The organism is Rhizobium sp. NFR07 (assembly GCF_900111905.1).
Lineage (GTDB): Bacteria > Pseudomonadota > Alphaproteobacteria > Rhizobiales > Rhizobiaceae > Neorhizobium.
Genome location: NZ_FOKM01000007.1, coordinates 257,146 through 276,170 on the forward strand (window position 1 = coordinate 257,146; position 19,025 = coordinate 276,170).

Sequence of the window (19,025 nt, forward strand, 5' to 3'; positions counted from 1 at the left end):
TCAGGCCGCGTTGCTGTGACGGCCCGGTCGATAGTCGCCCATGCCCGTATCGCGGCCGCTTGCGGTCCGGAAGCGCTCGATCTTCGTGGTCAGCGCCTCGACGCGGCTGCGCAGCCCGTGGATCTCGGCATTGTTCTCCTCCACCATAGCGGCGTTCTGCTGGGTGATCAGCTCCACTTCCTGCACCGCATGGGTGACTTCGGAAATGCCGGTCGACTGTTCCGCAGCCGCAGACGAGATTTGCGCCACCAACTTGCGGACGTCCGACACGTGGGAGATGATCTGCGAAAGCGCCTCGCCGGTCTGCTCGACCAGATGCACGCCGCTTTCCACCTGGGTAGAGCTTGCCGAAATCAACTGCTTGATCTCGCGGGCCGCCCCGGCACAGCGCTGCGCCAGTTCACGCACTTCCTGCGCAACGACTGCAAAACCGCGGCCTGCCTCGCCGGCACGGGCAGCCTCGACGCCGGCATTCAGCGCCAGAAGGTTCGTCTGGAACGCAATCTCGTCTATCACGCCGATGATCTGGCTGATCTTGTCGGACGAACGGCTGATCTCGCCCATGGCATCGACCGCGCGCGCGACCACCTCGCCCGAGCGGACCGCGAATGTTTCGGTCTCGTTGACCGATTGCGACGTCTGCTGTGCGCTGCCGGCGGTGCTGCGCACGACCTCGCTCAGATGACGCAGAGCCCGCGAACTCTGCTCCAGCGCTGCCGCCTGCTGCTCGGTGCGACGCGCAAGATCATCGGCCGAAACCGCGAGGTTGGCCGTTCCGCCGTCGATCTCGTGCGCTGCCGAGCGCACCTCGAGCAGCGTCGCCCGCAATGCCTCGACGGCCTGGTTGTAGGTGCGCGCCATTTCGATGAAATCGGCCGGCAGGTTCTCGTCCATGCCGGCAGCAAGATCGCCCTCCGCAAGGCTGCCGAGCACGCCGGAAAGCGCCGTCAGCGCGTGCTGCTGTTCGGCAGCGACGCGCGCCCGCTCCGAAGCCCTACGATCAGCCTCGGCGCTCGAAAGCTCGCGGGCGGCCGCAGCTTCCTGCTCCAGGCGGATATTCTCCTTGGCTGCGTCGCGGAACACGGTGACGGAACGCACCATATCGCCGATCTCGTCGCGCCGCTCGCGGCCCTCGATCGCCACCTCCAGATCGCCATCGGCGAGCCGGCGCATGACATCGGTGACGCGACGCAACGGGCCGCGCAGGGTCTCGACCAGCATGAGGCCGCCCGCAATCGCCAACACGGTGCCGATCACCATTGCCGCGACGGAAAGCGAAGCCGAACGCTCGCTGTCTTCCTTGCCGACCTCCTGCGCCTGGGCGACGAAATTCTTCAGACCCGCCATGCCGGCGCTCAGCGTCGCTGTGGCCGCGATCTTTTCATTCTGCCATTCGGCGGCGACGGCGATCAGCCTGGCGGATGCGCTGTCGATCGCCGCGAGATGAGCCTCCGCCTTGCCGGCGAAATCGGCCATCGTCACGTTGCTTTTCGCCAGTTCCGAAACGCGGCTGCTTGCCTTGCGCAATTCAGCAGTACCCTCGATCAGTGTCGTGCGTGCGCTTTCGGTCACGGTGCCGCGGAGCCGCTCGAGAAGAAGCTGCAGCTCGTCGATGCGCCGTAGAGAATCCTCCGTCTGTGCCAGCAGCTCGCGCTGCGTATTCACGTCGCCTTCCAGCCCGACGAATCGCTCGGCCGCGGTCACGGCCTTTTTCGTCGAGAGTGCGTCGAGATCGGCCTGGATGCGCATGAAGGCGCTGGTACCGACCCTTGCTGCCTGTCCCTTCTCGGCGACAGAAGCGTCGCTTGCGAGCGCCTTGGAAATATTGGCGGATGCTTCGCGCGCCGGGTCGAAGGCCTTGTCCGCCCTTTCAGAGACCAGACCGTTGATCTTGGTGAATTCCTCGTCCAGCGCGCCGATATAGAGCTTTGCCGTGTTGATTGCGGCGTCATCGCTTTCCGCGCGACGCATGGCGTCGCGCAGGTTGGCAATGCGGCCGGCAATGGCATTGTAGGCGAAGGCTTCCAGAAGCAGGCCCTTGGCGAATTTTTCCTTGCCCTCGGTCTGCTTGCGCAGGGTGCCCACCTGCTTCTCGACACCGGCTCCCAGCGCCCGAACCTCGGACATGGCGGCGTCCATCGCGCCTTCGGTCTCTTCGCGCGCCGTCTTGATGGCCCAGAGCTTTTCGACATGGGCGCGCATGGCCGGCGCCAGTTCCCGCACCGGTGCGACATGCGCCCTGTCCTCATCGGACTGCAGCAGGCCATTCAGCGTTGCGACACCCTTCTCCTGCGTATCGACATCAGCCTTGAACATAGCGAGCGTCTTGTCGTCCGGCGTGACAGAGAACTCCTGCAGGCTTGCCTGCAGCCGCTCGAAATCGCCGATATTCTCGATCGTCGCGCGCGTCACCGTCATATGGCCGTTCAGCGTACGGGCCGTGTAGTAACCCGCAAGGCCGACGCCTGCGATCAGCAGTACCAGTGGGATGACGAAAAGAAGGACTTTGGTGACGATCTTACGGCTTTGAAGAAGGCGATCGATAAACAAGTTCGTTCCCGCAATTGGCACGCGGCGTGACACGGATTTCATCCATGCGCGACGGCTGGGCTCCTACATCATGCGAGAGCATTTTTGAGCACCTTCACCACATTCGGTTGAACAAGTGTTAATTGCACGCGACGTCGGCAACACACCACGATTATTACGTGCCGCTGCGTACCCGAAACGCCGGTTTCCCACTGGCGGCGACCACCTCCATCGCCTATGACGACGAGTCTCTGGAGGAAACAGCATGGCCCTATCGGACAACACCCGCGGCGCGCTCTTCATGGCGTCCGCGATGGCGGCTTTTGCGTGCAACGACGCGATGGTGAAGTCGCTGACGCAGGATCTGAGCATTGCCCAGATTATGGCGGTCCGTGGCGTCATGACGACCGTGCTGGTCTTTTCCGTCTCCCGCATGCTCGGTGTCAGCCTGTCGCTGAAATGGCTGACGGATCCGCTAGTGCTGCTGCGCACGGCCTTCGAGCTCGGCGCCACGCTGACCTTCTTTTCCGCCCTTGCCCGAATCGAATTCGCGGCCGCGGCCTCGATCATGCAGTCCCTGCCGCTCGCCGTGACGCTCGGCGCCGCCCTGTTCTTTCGGGAGCCGGTCGGCTGGCGGCGCTGGACGGCCATCGTCGTCGGCTTCTTCGGTGTGCTCCTCATCATTCGCCCGGGCCCTGAAGGCTTTCAGCCCGCAGCGCTGTTCGCTGTCGCCGCCATATGCTTCACGGCCTGCCGCGACCTGACCACGCGCCGTATTTCCCGGGACGTGCCGACACTGACGATCACTCTGTTCACTTCGTTCGTGGTGATGATCGTCGGCTTTGCCCTGATCACGCCAATGGGCGGCTGGCAGCCGATCTCGAGCGGCAACTGGCTGATGCTCGTATTGACGTCGGTCGCAGTCTTCGCGGGATACCAGGCTGTCATCCTCGCCATGCGCGGTGGCGAGATCTCATTCGTCGCCCCGTTCCGTTATACCAGCCTGATCTGGGCTCTCATCATCGGTGTCCTGATTTTCGGCGAGCGTCCGGGCGCCTCGGTGCTTGTCGGTGCCGCAATCGTCATCGGTTCAGGCCTTTACACCTTCTACCGCGAAAGCCGGCGCGCCATCGACACCGCAAAGACGGCGGCCGTGCCCCCGGCCAGCGGATGATGAAACGGTAGCACAGGCGGCAGGTTTTGTGTCTTGTGACAGTCCATAACCTCGGCTAACAGCCGGGCTAAGATGACTGCGATCACGGGAGAACGACATGGCAAGCCTTGAGGCCCTACCCGGCCTTATCCTGGCCGGCGGCAAATCGAGCCGCATGGGCATCGACAAGGCGATGCTCACGCTTGGCGAACGAACGATCATCGCCCACGTGATCCGTCGCCTGACGCCCCAGGTATCGGAAGTCTCGATCAACGCTGCCCACGCCATGACCGGCTTCGAGAGCCTGCCGCTCGTCAAGGACACCGTTGCCGGCCAACTTGGCCCTCTCGCAGGCATTCTTAGCGGCATGCGCCATCACGCGAAAAAAACTCCCGGCATCGGCCATTTCCTCACCGTCCCCTGCGACAGTCCGTTTCTTCCTCTCGATCTCGCAGGTCACCTCGCCGAAGCCGATCCCGATGCAGAGACGATCGTTGTCGCCTCGTCGCTCGACCGCAGCCATCCCGTCTTCGCCCTCTGGCCGGTAGCGCTCGCAGACGAGCTGGAAACCTGGCTGGCCGATGACGGAAACCGCCGCATCAATGCGTTTCTATCCCGTCACCGCACGGTGACGATCGATTTCCCGCCTGTCCCGACGAAGGCCGGCGCACTCGACCCCTTCCTCAACATCAATACGCCGGATGACCTTGCACATGCGGCCCTGTTCTCAGGGGCACTCGCATGACCCAGGCGGTATTCGGCATTTCCGGCTGGAAGAATTCCGGCAAGACGGGGCTGACGGTCAGGCTTGTTTCCGAGCTGACAGCCCGCGGCTATCGCATCTCGACGATCAAGCACGCTCACCATGATTTCGACATCGACAAGCCGGGCGCCGATTCCTTCCGCCACAGGGAGGCTGGCGCAGAGGAGGTGACGATCGTCTCCGGCACGCGGTTTGCCGTCATGCATGAACTGCGCGGCGCCCCCGAGCCGACACTTGCCGAAATCCTGCAGCGCATATCCCCTTGCGACCTCGTCCTCGTCGAAGGCTACAAGCGCGAACACATCCCGAAGATTGAGCTTCGGCGGCTGGAATCGAAAAGCCGGGAGCCCCTTGCGCCGAACGATCCGCACATCGTCGCCATCGCCGCTGACCACGCGGTGGAAGACGGCAGCCTTCCCGTCTTCCACCTTGATGACACAAAAGCCATTGCGGATTTCATCGTCGAGACAACCGGCCTCCTGAAGCGCTGACAGGCGACGTCCCATCGGTCTGCGCTGCCCAAAACGCGAAAAGCCGCCGGCCAAACGGCCGACGGCTTCAGCTTGCTTGAGATCGACGCCACTTACTGGTTCGAAGCGACGGGCTTCACCAGCGGCGTGATGCGGCGGATGGTGACGCGGCGGTTTTCCTGGTTCGCCGACTCGGTATTCACCTTCAGGTAGCGCTCGCCATAACCCTGCGTCGTCATGTTTTCCGGCGGAATGCCGAAAGCATCCGACAGCACGACGGCGACAGATTCGGCACGGCGGTCGGAAAGGACCAGATTGCTGTCGTCCGAACCGACAGCATCGGTGTGACCTTCGATCAGGAAGGTCTCGGACGGATCCTTTTCCAGCACCTTGTTGATCGCATCCGCCACCTTGCGCAGCGAGGTCGCCTGGTTCATCGGAATTTCGGCGCTGCCGGTCGCGAAGGTGATCGTGTCGAGGTCGATACGCGGGACCTTGTCGCGGATACGTGCCGAGTAACGAACCTCATCGAGCGAATAGGGACGCTCGACCCGCTCCACCGGCGGCTGCTCGAGGAACTGGTAATAATCGCGGTCCGGCTCGCTCGACGTGTCGATGATATAATCGTCGATCGGCACGCCGAGACGCATCGGCGGCAGGTCTTCACCCGGATCACGCCAGGTATAGTCATCACCGCGGTCTTCCAGCAGTTCCGGAGCGTAGTAGAGCACATACTCCTCGCCGCCGCGGACGATGCGCGAGCGCTGCACCACTTCGCCGTAACGATTGCGGATCGTTACCACCCGCGTGCCGTCCGAACGTTCCACGACCTCGCGATAACGACCATCGCCGAGACGCTCATATTCCGGCCCGCGACCGTCCTCGTAAAAGCGGCGGCTGTCGTCATGGCGAACGATCGTCTGGTTGTCGATCGAGATGATCACGCGCCCATCGTTGCGGTCACGATCACGATCCCTGCCGCGATCACGACCCTGCTCGCGATCACCGCCAGTGATTGCTCCAAGAAGATCCCATCCGCGCGGACGTTCGAAGTCCGGGCGACGGTCGAGCCGCTCGCCACGCTCTTCGGTGAGCTCCCGACGCTGGTTGCGCCACTGCTCCCGCTGCTCGCGGGTGATCCGGTCATTGGCCTGGGCATCAGCATCCGTCCTTGGCGGCGGAGCGGCACGTTCCTGAGCCTGCTGGGCGTCCGGCTGCTGGCCGCCTGTGCGGTTCGGATCGCGACGCTGGCGCTCGCCATCGCGTGCGCGCTCGGGCCGCTGCTCCTTGGCACTATCCAGCACAGCTGCACCGTTTTCGACCGGCAGCGTTGCCGGTTGTTCGGCCTGCTGCTGAGCAGCTGGCTGCTGCCTGCGTTCTCCGCCGCTGGTCGCCTGATCAGGAGCCGCCTCGCCGGATGCCGGCTGGCCGTCCTGTGCCTGCTGTGCGCGGCGCGGACGTTCTCCGCCCTGGCCCTCGCCTGCCTGCTGCTCGCGCTGGCGCGGACGCTCGCCCTGAGGCTGCTCGGCGTTGCGCTGCTGCGGCTGAGCTTCCGCCGGCTGCTCGGCATTCTGCTGGCGCTCGGGGTTCGGCTTCGGCTCCTCGGCCTGTCGCTGCGCTGGTTCGGCCTGCTTGGGCTCGGCCTGCTTGCTCTCGGTTTCCTTCGGTTCAGGCGCCTGGTCAGCCTTCTGCTCGGCAGGCTTCTCTACCGGCTTTGGCTGCTCGGCCGTCTGTTCGCGACGCTTCGGCTTCTCGCCACCGCCATCTTCCTGCGCGCGCTGCTCACGCTGACGCGGGCGTTCTCCTTCCGGCTGCTCGGCGTTCTGCTGCTCACGCTGGCGCGGCTGTTCCTGCGGCTGCTCGGCCTGCTGTTCACGGCGTCGCGGCTTTTCGCTGCCACCTTCTTCCTGCGCGCGCTGTTCGCGACGCTGCGGACGCTCGGCCTCCGGCTGCTCGGCATTCTGTTGCTCGCGCTGGCGCGGCTGCTCCTGGGGCTGTTCGGCCTGTTGCTCACGGCGCTGCGGCCTCTCGCCGCCGCCCTCTTCCTGCGCGCGCTGCTCGCGGCGCTGAGGGCGCTCGCCGCCTTCCGGCTGTTCGGCGTTCTGACGCTTGCGACGCGGCTCCTCGCCACCCTGGCCCTCTTCCGGCACGATCTCCTGCTGGACGCGGATCACGCCCGGCATTGCAAGTGACGGATCAGTCCCGATCCCCGGCGGGATCGCGTAGGCCGGCTGCATCAGCATCGGAAGCGCCAGCACCGGCGCCGCCACGCTGGCGAAGAGTCTGAGTTTGATCGACATCACAATTTCCTTCTCTTGGGTTCTCGTCCCTAGGTCGCGCTTCCCTTGCCCCGTCGGGCGCCTCTGCGGGCGGGCTTTCGCGGCGGCTCAACTGCATGTCTTGCAAATTGGTTCCAGTTGGGCCGAGCGGCAAAGGTCCCTATGATCCGGACCAAAGTCTGAACCGGCTTTGAACGGCCCGTTCATCGTCCGAAGGATGCAGCGCACCATTTGCGCTAACATCAAGGAGCCGTGAAGCTCTTGGTTGCCGCTCAAAATGCCGTTGCAATTTTTCCGGCGTCGGTATCTATAAAAAAGCAAGGGCTGCCAAGCGCCCTGCCCCGGCCGCGAAAAAAGCAGGAAAACGCCGCCGGGTTGCCAACAGAGAGGACCATCATGAAAATCTCCGCCCGTTTGTTTGCAGCCGCGTCGGTTGCTGCGCTGTCGCTTTTCGCAGGCGCCGCCTCGGCACAGGAAAAGCTGGTGATCGGTACGGAAGGCGCCTACCCGCCCTTCAACGTTCTGGAATCCAACGGTGAGCTCACCGGCTTCGACATCGACATCGCCAAGGCGCTCTGCACCGAGATGAAGGTCGAGTGCACCTTCGTCACCAATGACTGGGACGGCATCATCCCGGCCCTCCAGTCGAAGAAGTTCGACGCGATCATCGCCTCCATGTCCATCACGCCGGAGCGCAAGGAACAGGTCGGCTTCTCCAAGAAGTATTACAACACCCCGCCGGCAATCGCCGTGCCGAAGGATTCCGACCTGAAGGACGCCTCGCCGGCTTCGCTGAAGGGCAAGACGCTCGGTGCCCAGGGTTCGACCACCCACTCGAACTACACCGAGAAGCACTTCCCCGATTCCGAGCTGAAGCTCTATCCGACGGCTGACGAATACAAGCTCGACGTCACCAACGGCCGCATCGACGGCGTGGTCGACGACATCGTCGTCCTGTCGGAATGGGTCAAGTCCGACGCCGGTTCGTGCTGCAAGATCCTCGCCCCGCTGCCGATCGATCCCGAGATCAACGGCGAAGGCGCAGGCATCGCGGTACGCAAGGACGAAATGGCTCTGGCCGACAAGTTCTCCGCCGCGATCCTCGCCATCCGCGCGAACGGCGAGTACAAGAAAATCAACGACAAGTATTTCGACTTCGACGTCTACGGCGACAAGTAAGCCTTACAGGTCCTGAGAAAAATCCGGCGGAAGACCAGCTCTTCCGCCGTTTTCATTTTCGTGAACCCTTGTCCTCAGGTAATTTTCCCTTTTTATTGGATTTTGAAAGCGGCACGGCATAAGCCGCAGGGGAATATGAACCGGAACATGATCCTATGAGCGGATGGCTTTCCGCCCTCTTTGATACGCTTGACCCGTTCTGCGGACCGATTGGCCTCTTCAGCTGGTTCGGAACGGGCACGCTCGTCGCCTGCGGCGATGCCGGCTGGGGCGATGAGATCGCCTTCGGCGTCAAGGTCACCATATCGCTCGCGCTCGCGACGCTTCCCGTCGGCCTCGTCATCGGCTTCCTCATCGCGCTCGCCGCCCAGTCCCAGGAAAAGATGCTGCGGCTCGCCGCCGGCATCTACACGACCATCTTCCGCGGCCTTCCAGAACTGCTGACCCTGTTCATCGTCTATTACGGCGCCCAGATGATGCTGCAGTCCGTTACGGCCGCCTTCGGTTATGACGGGCGGATCGAGATCAACGCCTTCGTCGCCGGCATGGTGGCACTTGCGGTCGTCTTCTCCTCCTATTCTTCCGAGGTTCTATTGTCGGCCTTCCGCGCCATTCCGCGCGGCCAGTACGAGGCTGGCGACGCGCTTGGCCTGCGCCGTTGGCGCACCATGATCCTGATCATCCTGCCGCAGCTCATCCGCATCGCGCTGCCGGGCCTCACCAATCTCTGGCTGATCCTGCTGAAGGATACGTCCTATGTCTCGGTCATCGGCCTTGCCGACATCGTCCGCCAGACCGGCATTGCAGCGCGCGTCAGCAAGGAAGCCTTCTTCTTCTACTTCATCGCCTGCCTGCTCTATCTGATCCTTGCGATGATCTCGTCCTTCGGCCTCGGCTTTGTAGAACGCTGGGCCAAGCGCTCGGAGGTTGCCCGATGAGCGTGATCAACGAACTCATCCCGCCTCGCCCGGCACCTGCCGTCCTTGAACGGCCGTTGACCGCCGCCAAGGTCGTCGGCATGGGCGTGCTCGTGCTTTGGGCGATCCTTGCCATGGGCCTGCTCAGCATGGTCATCGAAGGCTGGGATCCGGCGAAGTTCGAACGCTACGGCCCGCGCTATCTAAACGGCCTCTGGACGACGATCTCACTGGTCGGAATCTCCATCGTCCTCGGCGCGATCCTGTCGCTGCCGATCGCCTTTGCCCGCATGTCGAAGAACCGCGTCCTCAACGCGATCGCCTATGCCTATGTCTATGTCTTTCGCTCGACGCCGCTGCTCGCGCAGCTCTTCCTGATCTATTACGGCCTCGGCAGCTTCAGGCCTCAGCTCGAATCCGTCGGCCTCTGGTGGTTCTTCCGCGAGGCCTGGTATTGTGGCCTCTTCTCGCTGACCATCAACACCGCCGCCTATCAGGCGGAAATCCTGCGCGGCGCAATCCAGAGCGTACCGCGCGGACAGCACGAGGGTGCGGCCGCACTCGGCATTTCGAAACGCATCACCTTCCTCAAGGTCATCCTGCCCCAGGCACTCATCGTCGCGCTCCGCCCCTACGGCAACGAGATCATTCTCATGATCAAGGGCTCGGCGGTCGTCGCTATCGTCACCGTCTTCGATCTGATGGGCGAAACGCGTTACGCCTTCTCGCGCACCTTCGACTACCAGACCTATCTCTGGGCCGCGATCTTCTATCTGTCGATGGTCGAAGCGCTCCGGCATCTCTGGGCTTTCCTCGAACGACGCCTCACCCGCCATCTGACGCGTTAGCAGCACTCGATCTGGAGAGCTGCTAACCATCTGAAATATTGTATCAATTTTTGCGATGACGCTCTTTCGGCAAGCTTCCGTTAAGCATGACATGTTCCCATTTCCTTTACGGCGCACCCGATGCGTCGAAGAAAGAAGGGAACAGCAGATGTCGGAACTCGAAATGATGCTGCGAGGCTATGGCCTCACCACCGCCCAGATCTTCTACCACATGCCGGATCACCCTCACCTGCTGCAGAGCTATCTCTGGCAGGACTACGATCTCGCCCCGAACTTTCCCGAGATGAACGGCTTTCTGAAATTCTGGCAGGAAAAGCTGGACGGGCCACTGCATTCCGTTCGCTACGTCCACCGCAAGCTGATCTCCGCCAGTGAATGGCGCGCTGTCAACGGCGAGATCATCCTGCACTGAAATGCCGCATCCCGATCGCCGCGATTGCCAAACGACGCCATGACGCTTAAAGCGCTCGCGACAACAGGGAATACGGCTATGGCGAAGATCGACGAAGAAGCATTGGTGGAAGCCTATAACCGCGCGCTGGAGCTGGAAAAGGCCGGCGATATCGACGCCGCCGTAGAAGCCTATCGCCGGGTGCTCGAGATCGACCCCGAGGATCACGGCGGCGCTGCCGTTCGCATCGCATCGATGGGCCGCGGCGAAGCCCCGCCCAAGGCGCCGGACGCCTATGTCGAGACCTTGTTCGACCAGCATGCCGAAGGCTTCGAGGATATCCTCGTCGAACAGCTCGGTTATGCCGTGCCGGTCATGGTGCGCCAGCGCCTGCAGGAACTGAAGCTCGGCCCGTTCAAGCGCATGCTCGACCTCGGCTGCGGCACGGGCCTGACAGGCGGCGCGCTGCGCGACATGGTCGACGATATCACCGGCCTCGACCTTTCCGAAAACATGGTCGAGATCGCCCATGAGAAGGATCTCTACGAGACGCTCTATGTCGCGGAAGTCGAGGATTTTCTCGAGGATAATGACGACGAACCCTTCGATCTCGTCACCGCAACCGATGTCCTGCCCTATCTCGGCGCACTGGAACCGCTCTTCTTCGGCGCCGCCGAAAACATGGTCGCCGGCGGCCTCTTCATCTTCTCCTCCGAAGCCCTGCCGGAAGGCGACGCGCGCACCTACGCCGTCGGCCCGCATCAGCGCTTCCTCCACTCTCCCGCCTATATCCGCACCCGCCTCGCCGACACGGGCTTCGAGCTCGTCGAAGTGACAGAGATCAACGTGCGCATGCAGGACGGAGAGCCGAGCCCTGGCCATCTGGTAATCGCCAGGCTGAAAGGCTAGTTTCTTCGCCGGGAACGCGGAGGAACGCTGTGACGCCGGAGCGCTATTTCATTGCCCAGGCCTATAACAATGCCTGGGCCAATCACCGGCTGCTGAAGGCCTGCAGGTTGCTATCGCCGCAGGAACTGGCGGCACAGCGCGTCAGCTTCTTCCCGTCGATCATCCATACGCTGAACCACATTCTCACGGTGGACTGGCTCTATATTGGTGCGTTGGAAGGCCACTGTCCCGGCGCCGCCGCTTTCGAGCCGGAAATCCCGTTTCCCGATTTCGCCGATCTTGACCGCGAGCAACGCGCCGCCGACCGTCGTCTGATCGACCACTGTCGACGCCTGACGTCTGCGACCCTGGCCGCCGAAGTCCGCATCCCTCGCGCTACCCACGTTCAGTTGGAGGCGGCAGACCGCGTGCTGCTGCATCTCTTCCAGCACCAGATCCACCACCGCGGCCAGGTCCATGCGATGCTGTCGGGCACGCATATCGCGCCACCGCAACTCGACGAATTCTTTCCTGCGGATCCGGCAGAGCAGGCGCTTCGTCGCCAGGATTTCAACGAACTCGGCTATACCGAGTCCCTCATATGGAGTGACTGACCCATGCTATATTTCGTCATCAAGGCCCTGCACATCCTCTCCGACTTCCTGCTGATCGGCGGGATGCTGATCAACGCCTTCGTCATTTCCATGGTCCCGGCACCGATCCGCGTCGGCGTCATCGAGTCCTTGCGGAAATACGACCGCACCGTCACGACGGCCGCCCTTGCCGGCGCCTGGATCTTCGGCCTCTGGCTCGCAATCGGTTATATCGGCTTCTCGGAAGGCTGGCTGCATGCCAAGCTGCTCCTCGTCATCATCCTGTCCGCGCTGCACGGCATGCAGCAGGCCGCGATGCGCAAGATGGCGGCGGACCCGAAGCTAGATCCGAACCCCTTCGTGCGCCGCGGCATGCCAATCATCCTGATCTGTCTCGTGCTGGTCGTCGCACTGGCGGTGATCAAGCCGTTCTGATCTAGGAAAGACGTGGCTGATCTACCGCAATCGCAACCTGAACAGCGCGTAGATCAGCAGGGCCCCGCTTCCGGCTGCAGCAACGAGAAACGGCATCCGTAAAGCTGCTTCTCGCCCGGCATCCGCTTCTAGAAATGCGACCACCAGGCCGCCGGCCATCGCGCCCAATGGCATTGCACCCCAACCGAAGCACCGATAGATGCTGTTGACGCGGCCCAGCAGTTCGCTCGGAACACGTCGCTGCCGCCAGGACACGGTGATGACGTTCCACAGCATCGATCCGGCCATCAGTGCGAACATCGCGGCGGAAACGACCAACGTGTTTGAACTCAGCCCGATGACAGCATAGCCGACACCCCATATCGCAAGTGCCAGATAAAGGCTGGACTGCGCACCGATGCCCCGAGCCACCGCCGGTGCACTGAGACTGCCGGCAACGGCTCCGACTGCCGCAACGGAGAGAAGCAATCCATGCTCGACGGCTGACAGGCCCAATATCTCCTGGCTGAACAGAACCGTCACCGTCACCGCCATCATGTCAAGAAAATTGACGAGCCCCAGCACGATTGCAAGACGCAACAGCGAGGTATCGCGCCTCATCCAGCTCACGCCTTCGACCAGAGACAGCCAGAAGCGGGAAGAAGCCCGTAATGGCGCAGGCAGTGTGATCATCCACACCAGTCCCGCAGCAATGATCAGAGCCACCACGTCGAGACCGAAGGGCAGAGCGATCGCCGTCCCAATCAGCAAACCCGCCAATGGCGGACCGATGAACTGGCCCGTGATCTGCTCCGCACTCCACATCTGGCCATTGGCAGCCTCAAGATCGCCGGCAGGCACGATCGACGGGAGGATTGTCTGGGCCGCGTTGTCGCGCATCACTTCAGCCGAGCCAAGCAGAAACGCAAGCCCCGCCAGAGCCCATTCGCCGCCCGGCACAGGCTCGCTGACAGCAAGGAGCAGAATGCCGCAGACGATAGCGGCACGGAGCAAATCCGTACGTGCGATCAGCTTTCGGCGATCCACCCGGTCAATGATGACGCCCGCCGGCACCGAAAAAAGCAGCCATGGCAAACGCGAAGCGGCGGCGACCGCGGCAATTGCTACAGGGTCTCTCGTCATCAACGAGGCAAGCCAGGGCAGCGCAAGAACGATCAGGCCATCGCCGAGATTTGTCAGTGCGCCAGCCGTAAAAAGCAGGCGGTAGTTCCGGTTACGCATCAGCAATGGCGGCGCCATTTCGCAACTAGCCCACGTTGTCCGCCCGGAGAATGCGAAACGCGGGCGAGCCCCGTCAATCGAAGAATACGGCGCGCCACAGTTTTTAGGGACGCCCCGGCCATATCAGCAGGTAGCCGATTTCACCCCCGCCCCAAAATCCGGTCCAGCAACCGACCCTCGATCTCCGCCAGTACGGGATCGCCATGCCGCCGCTCGCCGCCTTGCGGGATATCGAGATCGAGGCTGATCCGCCCCTCGTCGAGCACGATCACCCGGTCGGCGAGGAAGACGGCCTCGGAAACATCATGGGTGACCAGCACCGCCGTGAACCCGAGCTCGCGCCAGACCTGGGAGACCAGCTCCTGCATGCCGATCCGTGTCAGCGCATCGAGCGCGCCGAGCGGCTCGTCGAGAGCCAGAAGTCCCGGGCGGCTGACCAAAGCTCGCGCCAGAGCAACGCGTTGCCTCTGCCCACCGGACAGTTTCGAAGGCCAGTCACCAGCCTTCTCGGCCAGTTGTACGGCCGCCAGCGCTCTTTTTGCCTCACGCCTGCCCGTCTCCTTCGGCACACCGCCCCCGAGGCCGACAGCGACATTGTCCGCGACAGAGAACCAGGGCAGCAGCCGTGGCTCCTGGAAGACGATGCGCGCATTCGGCTCGACGGCCGTACCGTCATCCCCGAGAAACGAAATCTCGCCGGCGGTCGGCTCGTCCAGTCCGACAAGCAGCCGCAGAAGCGTACTCTTGCCGCAGCCGCTTTTGCCGACGATCGCGACGAACTGCCCGACGGGCACTTCGAGATCGATGCCCTTCAGCACATGATTGTCGCCGAAGCGCTTTTCGATGCCGCGCAATCTGAGGCCGGCCGGCTGCGGCCCTTCGGCCTCATGCGGCACTGGCTGTGGCTCGGCGTAGTGACGTTCCAGCTCCCCGTCCGAGACGAAGGCAAGCGGCGATTGATAGGGTCCGATCGGCATGTCTTCTCTCCTCAACCTTGATAGGCCGCGTTCCAGGCGAGCGCCCGGCGTTCCAGCGTGCGGGCAATCACATCGGCAAGCTTGCCGAGCAATGCATAGATGACGAGCGCCAGCACCACGACGTCGGTCATCATGAATTCGCGTGCGGTATTGGCCATGTAGCCGATGCCGGAATTGGCGGCGATGGATTCCGACACGATCAGCGTCAGCCACATGATGCCGAGCGCATAGCGCAACCCGACGAAGATCGACGGCAGCGCGCCGGGAAAGATCACCTTGCGGAACAGCGACCAGCTGCTCATCCCGTAGATCCGTCCCATCTCGACGAGGTCGCGATCGACATTGCGAACCCCGTGATAGGTGTTGAGATAGATCGGGAAGAGCACGCCGAGCGAGGTCAGAAACAGCTTCGCCTCCTCGCCGATGCCGAACCAGAGGATGACGAGCGGGATCATCGCCAGATGCGGAATGGTTCGCAGCATCTGCAGCGTCGTGTCGGTCAGCTGCTCGGAAAGCTTGGATACCCCATTGGCGATCCCGAGCAGAAACCCGATCGATCCGCCGATCACGAGACCACTCACCGCACGCGCACCGCTGACGCCGACGTCCCGCGCCAGCTCGCCCGAAAGCAGCCGCTCCCAGAATGCCGCCAGGACGGCGACCGGCGAGGGCATGATCCGGTCCGAGATGATGCCGGTCGAAGACCCCAGTTGCCAGAGCACAACCAATGTCACCGGCAAGAGATAAGGCAGCCATGCGCCAGCACTTCCGGCCCTGGAGAAGGTACGCGGGCGTGACGCCGCCCGCGTACCTTTCTCCGCCGCAGCCCTGGGAGGGGGTGTGCCTTTACCCGTCGTCGCAGACGGGCTCTCGTCTCTGATGCGCCGGACCTGCCGGCCTTCCGAAAACGTGTCGACTGTCGCCATATGTTTTCTTATCTCCGGTTGATCAGGATGCCGCGACGGCGCGGATCGTGGCGTGGCCACCGCCGCCGAAGACCGGTTTCTCGCTGGCGAATTCGTTGCCGAAACCCGCCCGCTGCTCTTCGCGTTTCAGGCCAAGTTCCGGGAACAGCAGTTCCGCCACGCGATAAGCCTCTTCGAGATGCGGATAGCCCGAGCCGATCACCGTCTCGATGCCGAGCGCCTGGTATTCTCTGAGCCGTGCCGCCACCGTCTTCGGCGAGCCGACAAGCGCGGTGCCGGCACCGGATCGGACAAGCCCGATACCGGCCCAGAGATTCGGCGAGACTTCCAGCTTGTCGCGGCGACCATTGTGGAGTGCTGCCATGCGCCGCTGGCCGACCGAGTCGGAATCCCTGGCGAAATTCGCCTGCGCCTTTGCGATCGTCTCGTCCGACAGTTTCGAGATCAGTCGATCCGCCGCTTCCCATGCCTCCTCGTCCGTCTCGCGGACGATGAAGTGCAGGCGGATGCCGAAGGACACGTCCCTTCCCCGTTTCTCGGCGGCGGCGCGCACGGCCTTGATCTTCTGTTCCACCTGCTCCGGCGGCTCGCCCCAGGTGAGATACTTATCGCCACGCCCGGCAAAGAATTCGATCCCGGCATCCGACGACCCGCCAAAATAGAGCGGCGGCCGCGGCTGCTGGATGGTCGGAAACCCGAGCTTGGCGCCTTTCGCCTTGATATGCTTGCCGTCGAGATCGGCATGCCCGGTCGTCACCAGATCCTCGAACACCTGGAAGAACTCTTCCGCATGGGTGTAGCGCTCGTCATGCTCGAGGAAAATGCCGTCGCCTGCAAGTTCCGACGGATTGCCGCCGACCACGATATTGAGCAGCAGCCTGCCATTCGACACCCGATCCAGAGCTGCGGCGAGCCGTGCGTAATAGGCCGGCGCCGCCGTGCCCGGACGGATCGCCACGAGGAATTTCAGCTTCTCGGTAAACGGCGCCAGTGCTGCCGCCGTGACGAAGGATTCCTCGCAGGAGACGCCCGTCGGCAGGAGAACACCGGAATAACCGAGGCGATCGACCGCCTGTGCCAGTTCGCGCAGGTAGCGGTGCTCGGGCGGCCGATTGAGTTCGCTGCCGCCGAGATAGGTACCGTCACCGGCGGTCGGAATGAACCAGAGAAAATCGATGGGCTTGGACGAATCGGTCATTCGAAAAATCCTTGATGGCTATAGAGTATCGAGCAGGTCGAGCGGCGTTGCCGCTCAGCTCGCCTTCGGGCGCCAGACGATGTCGCTGATGTCGAGCTTGCGCGGGATGATCTTCAGGTCGTAGAACTCGTCCGCCAGCGCCTGCTGGTACTGGACGGCCGCATCCGGCACGGTTGAGACCGCACCGAGATCGGCCCCGCGACGGGACAGAACCACGTTGGTCACCTTTTCCGGCACGCCGGTGATCGAGGCGATCGCCTTCACCGTCTCGTCGAAATTGGACTGCGCCGCACCGCCGACCTTCTTCAGCTCGTCGATCACTTCGACGATCAGCTCACCGTTCTCGGCGGCGAAATCGCCATTGCCGAGAAAATAGCTCCAACTATCGACAATGCCTTCCGCCGTCGTCAGCACCCGCGTGTTCGGGTCCGCCTCGGCGATCGCCGTATAGGGGTCCCAGATAGACCAGGCATCGATCGAGCCGTTCTTGAAGGCAGCCGCGGCATCCGGCGGCGCGAGATCGAGCTGCGTCACATCGGTCGGCGCCAGCCCACCCTTGCGTAGTACCTTAACGGCGACATTATGGGCGCTCGACCCGCGCTTGAAGGCAAGCCGCTTGCCCTTCAGGTCCTCGATCGATTGGATCGGGCTATCCTTGTGCACCAGAATGGCCGAGCCTGCAGAACTGCCGCGATAAGTGCCGACGTAAAGCAGGTTGCCGCGGGCGGCCTGGGCAAATAGCGGCGGCACATCGCCCGTCGGGCCGAAATCGAGCGCCCCCGCGCCGAGCGCTTCGAGAAGCGGCGGGCCGGAGGTGAATTCCGACCACGTCACCGTGATGCCGCGATCCGCAAACCGCTTTTCGAGCGCGCCCTGGCTTTTCGCCAGCGCCAGCACGCCGTTCTTTTGCCAGCCGATGCGTAATTCCTTGGCCGCAGCACGCGCCGTTCCCGCGATCGGCAGAACCGTCGCTGCTGCCGCCGCTCCGATGAGCCCCAACGTCTGTCTCCGCGTAACCATGGAAGCGTCCCTTTCCTCTCCGCAGATCGTCATGTCCGTCATGTCCTCCATGGCGGCGATCCTTCGATGCAGAAAAGGCTCCCATACTCTATCGACTTGGTCGACATTCCATCCTTTCAAAAAACAGGCCACAGATGAGATTTCATTTCTCTATTTCGACAGGATCGGAATGCAAAACTGCTAAACACTCAAAATATGCTGCGCTGCAGAAAATCATTTTTACCGTCTTGGTGCTTTCCGCCGGCCACGCTTTGTTCTAATCCTGACGGCACAGCAAATTCCCGGAGGTTCGGCATGGCGAAAGTGGCATTCATCGGTCTTGGCGTAATGGGTTTCCCGATGGCGGGGCACCTCAAGGAAAAAGGCGGCCACGATGTCACCGTCTATAACCGCACTGCCGCCAAGGCGTCTGACTGGGCGAAGAAATTCGGTGGTCAAACGGGCGCCACCCCGGCCAAGGCGGCCAAGGACGCCGATTTCGTCTTCACCTGCGTCGGCAATGATGACGATCTGCGCTCAGTCACGATAGGCGAGCATGGCGTTCTCTCGGGCATGAAAAAGGGCGCGATCCTGATCGACAACACGACGGCCAGCGCCGAAGTCGCCCGCGAGCTGGAAGCGGCAGCCAAGGAGAAGGCCGTCAGCTTCATCGACGCCCCCGTCTCCGGCGGTCAGGCCGGCGCCGAAAACGGCGTGCTCACCGTAATGTGCGGCGGCGACCAGGAGACGTTCGACAAGGCCAAGCCCGTCATTGATGCATATGCCCGCATGGTCGGCCTCATGGGCCCGGTCGGCGCTGGCCAGCTGACCAAGATGATGAACCAGATCTGCATCGCCGGCATCGTCCAGGGTCTCTCCGAGGCAATCCATTTCGGCAAGCAGTCCGGCCTCGATATCGAAAAGGTCATCGACGTCATCTCCAAGGGAGCAGCCGGTTCCTGGCAGATGGAAAACCGCCACAAGACGATGGACCAGGGCAAATACGATTTCGGTTTTGCCGTCGACTGGATGCGCAAGGATCTCGACATTGTCCTGACCGAAGCCCGCCGCAACGGCGCCAAGCTGCCGCTGACCGCCCTTGTCGACCAGTTCTACGGCGACGTCCAGGCAATGGGCGGCAACCGCTGGGACACGTCCTCGCTTCTGGCGCGGCTGGAGCGGAAGTAACGCAGGTCCCTGTAAAATGAGGCAGCCGCAAAAACGGAAGCCGACGCAGACTGTCGCAAAAGATACATACA

General features: G+C 62.7%; 19 protein-coding genes. 12 read left to right on the forward strand and 7 right to left on the reverse strand.

Going from position 1 to position 19,025, the window contains the following annotated elements:
• The gene (locus BM216_RS16900) at positions 1-2,550 is read right to left on the reverse strand and encodes a methyl-accepting chemotaxis protein (protein WP_244530213.1); all 2,550 of its coding nucleotides are present in this window, start codon (positions 2,548-2,550) and stop codon (positions 1-3) included.
• 244 nt (positions 2,551-2,794) lie between these two features.
• Between BM216_RS16900 and BM216_RS16905 the strand changes: the two genes are divergently transcribed.
• The 3 genes from BM216_RS16905 (at position 2,795) to mobB (ending at position 4,936) form a co-directional block, all read left to right on the forward strand.
• Positions 2,795-3,703 carry a DMT family transporter gene (locus BM216_RS16905; RefSeq protein ID WP_093000361.1) on the forward strand — a complete coding sequence of 303 codons (909 nt, stop codon included), beginning with the start codon at positions 2,795-2,797 and terminating at the stop codon, positions 3,701-3,703.
• A 97-nt stretch (positions 3,704-3,800) separates the two neighbouring features.
• Positions 3,801-4,427: a molybdenum cofactor guanylyltransferase MobA gene (gene mobA, locus BM216_RS16910; protein ID WP_093000362.1), complete on the forward strand. Its 627-nt coding sequence runs from the start codon at positions 3,801-3,803 to the stop codon at positions 4,425-4,427.
• Entirely contained in the window at positions 4,424-4,936 is a 513-nt protein-coding gene (gene mobB / locus BM216_RS16915) for a molybdopterin-guanine dinucleotide biosynthesis protein B (RefSeq protein ID WP_093000363.1), read from the forward strand. Before mobA ends, mobB begins: the two co-directional genes overlap by 4 nt.
• Positions 4,937-5,028: 92 nt before the next feature.
• Here mobB and BM216_RS35190 read toward each other — a convergent pair whose 3' ends face one another.
• On the reverse strand, positions 5,029-5,859 hold the full coding sequence (locus BM216_RS35190) for an OmpA family protein (protein WP_348272005.1): 831 nt from the start codon (positions 5,857-5,859) through the stop codon (positions 5,029-5,031).
• On the opposite strand from BM216_RS35190, the gene BM216_RS35195 reads away from it, so the two are divergent.
• From BM216_RS35195 to BM216_RS16955, 8 genes are all read left to right on the forward strand, one after another.
• Positions 5,821-7,107, forward strand: a complete 1,287-nt coding sequence (locus BM216_RS35195; protein WP_348272006.1) for a hypothetical protein — start codon at positions 5,821-5,823, stop codon at positions 7,105-7,107. The genes BM216_RS35190 and BM216_RS35195 overlap by 39 nt on opposite strands.
• A gap of 483 nt (positions 7,108-7,590) precedes the next feature.
• Positions 7,591-8,373, forward strand: a complete 783-nt coding sequence (locus tag BM216_RS16925; protein ID WP_093000365.1) for an ABC transporter substrate-binding protein — start codon at positions 7,591-7,593, stop codon at positions 8,371-8,373.
• A 155-nt stretch (positions 8,374-8,528) separates the two neighbouring features.
• Positions 8,529-9,311: an ABC transporter permease gene (locus tag BM216_RS16930; RefSeq protein ID WP_093000366.1), complete on the forward strand. Its 783-nt coding sequence runs from the start codon at positions 8,529-8,531 to the stop codon at positions 9,309-9,311.
• Positions 9,308-10,138 (forward strand): ABC transporter permease, encoded by an 831-nt coding sequence (locus BM216_RS16935; RefSeq protein WP_093000367.1) that lies wholly within the window; start codon positions 9,308-9,310, stop codon positions 10,136-10,138. The genes BM216_RS16930 and BM216_RS16935 overlap by 4 nt, the downstream gene beginning before the upstream one ends.
• Before the next feature lie 148 nt (positions 10,139-10,286).
• On the forward strand, positions 10,287-10,550 hold the full coding sequence (locus BM216_RS16940) for an usg protein (protein WP_093000368.1): 264 nt from the start codon (positions 10,287-10,289) through the stop codon (positions 10,548-10,550).
• Positions 10,551-10,628: 78 nt separating this feature from the next.
• On the forward strand, positions 10,629-11,438 hold the full coding sequence (locus BM216_RS16945) for a class I SAM-dependent methyltransferase (protein ID WP_093000369.1): 810 nt from the start codon (positions 10,629-10,631) through the stop codon (positions 11,436-11,438).
• A gap of 29 nt (positions 11,439-11,467) precedes the next feature.
• The gene (locus tag BM216_RS16950; RefSeq protein ID WP_093000370.1) at positions 11,468-12,031 is read left to right on the forward strand and encodes a DinB family protein; all 564 of its coding nucleotides are present in this window, start codon (positions 11,468-11,470) and stop codon (positions 12,029-12,031) included.
• Positions 12,032-12,034: 3 nt separating this feature from the next.
• Complete coding sequence (locus tag BM216_RS16955; RefSeq protein ID WP_093000371.1) at positions 12,035-12,445, forward strand: CopD family protein; 411 nt, start codon at positions 12,035-12,037, stop codon at positions 12,443-12,445.
• Between the two features lie 21 nt (positions 12,446-12,466).
• On the opposite strand, the gene BM216_RS16960 is transcribed toward BM216_RS16955, so the two are convergent.
• From BM216_RS16960 to BM216_RS16980, 5 genes are all read right to left on the reverse strand, one after another.
• A complete protein-coding gene (locus BM216_RS16960; protein ID WP_093000372.1) occupies positions 12,467-13,684 on the reverse strand; it encodes an MFS transporter in 1,218 nt (405 codons plus the stop codon).
• Positions 13,685-13,806: 122 nt separating this feature from the next.
• On the reverse strand, positions 13,807-14,643 hold the full coding sequence (locus tag BM216_RS16965; RefSeq protein ID WP_093000373.1) for an ATP-binding cassette domain-containing protein: 837 nt from the start codon (positions 14,641-14,643) through the stop codon (positions 13,807-13,809).
• An 11-nt stretch (positions 14,644-14,654) separates the two neighbouring features.
• On the reverse strand, positions 14,655-15,569 hold the full coding sequence (locus BM216_RS16970; RefSeq protein ID WP_093000374.1) for an ABC transporter permease subunit: 915 nt from the start codon (positions 15,567-15,569) through the stop codon (positions 14,655-14,657).
• Positions 15,570-15,591: 22 nt separating this feature from the next.
• On the reverse strand, positions 15,592-16,767 hold the full coding sequence (gene ssuD, locus BM216_RS16975; protein WP_093000375.1) for an FMNH2-dependent alkanesulfonate monooxygenase: 1,176 nt from the start codon (positions 16,765-16,767) through the stop codon (positions 15,592-15,594).
• Between the two features lie 54 nt (positions 16,768-16,821).
• Positions 16,822-17,787 (reverse strand): aliphatic sulfonate ABC transporter substrate-binding protein, encoded by a 966-nt coding sequence (locus BM216_RS16980; protein WP_093000477.1) that lies wholly within the window; start codon positions 17,785-17,787, stop codon positions 16,822-16,824.
• Between the two features lie 294 nt (positions 17,788-18,081).
• Between BM216_RS16980 and BM216_RS16985 the strand changes: the two genes are divergently transcribed.
• Positions 18,082-18,954 (forward strand): NAD(P)-dependent oxidoreductase, encoded by an 873-nt coding sequence (locus BM216_RS16985; RefSeq protein WP_093000376.1) that lies wholly within the window; start codon positions 18,082-18,084, stop codon positions 18,952-18,954.
• Positions 18,955-19,025 lie beyond the last annotated feature (71 nt).